Annotated in this window: 1 protein-coding gene; it reads right to left on the reverse strand. The window is 42.2% G+C overall.

Annotated elements, in window-relative coordinates; genetic code table 11:
• Positions 1–405 (reverse strand): 3-keto-disaccharide hydrolase (locus B879_RS21255; protein ID WP_040401600.1); only part of this gene is annotated, 405 nt, incomplete at its 3' end.
• Positions 406–752: the final 347 nt, after the last annotated feature.

Consider the following 752-nt stretch of genomic DNA (forward strand, 5'->3'; position numbering starts at 1 on the left):
CATGACTCCATAGACCGAGCCGTGGAATTGGTAGTCGTGGAGGTTGGCATATTTCTCAGCTTCGTTGTCCAAGATCTGGATTTCTTTGCCCAGATAGGCGGCATCTCCATCCAAAGGGGCGTGGATGCCGAGGCCATTGTTGGCCCCTGGAGTCAAGAGAAATTCAAATCGGAAAATAAAATTGCTGTATTCTTTTTCCGTGAATAGGTTTCCTCCGCCACCGCCTTTGGGGTCGATGACGATCATGCCGTTTTCTGCCCGGTAAGAAGTTTTGTTGCCTATCCATCCATCCAGGTTTTCACCGTTGAAAAGGGGGGTGAATTCACTTTCGGGTACTTCCTGGGCTTGGGCAGTTCCAAAACCAAAAAGCAGAGCGGCAGCGAGAAGTAAGCAGATTTTCTTCATAGGGAGATTATGGTATCAAATGGAATAGGAAATACTTATTGTAATTCAATCCAGTAATTTTCTGCTCTCAATTTATCAAAAAATAATCTAAATCGTAGAACTTGTTGAAAAAAATAAGGAAAGGTAGTAAGGGATAAAATGCTGTCATGGTTGTTTGGTTCTGCGACGGACAGGTGTTGTGGTTGGAGCTTTGAAGGTAGGGGGATGGGTACTGAAATTCGTCAATGGTAATGCAATGAAGCATCTCCCTAATTCATGGAGGATTTGTAGTCCTCATTTTTCCGTATGAAAAATTGAATCAGTAAGGCCTTTTGATCAAATTTATAATTCTTACTAATTTCTTTATA

The sequence above is a fragment of the Cecembia lonarensis LW9 genome, from assembly GCF_000298295.1.
GTDB lineage: Bacteria > Bacteroidota > Bacteroidia > Cytophagales > Cyclobacteriaceae > Cecembia > Cecembia lonarensis.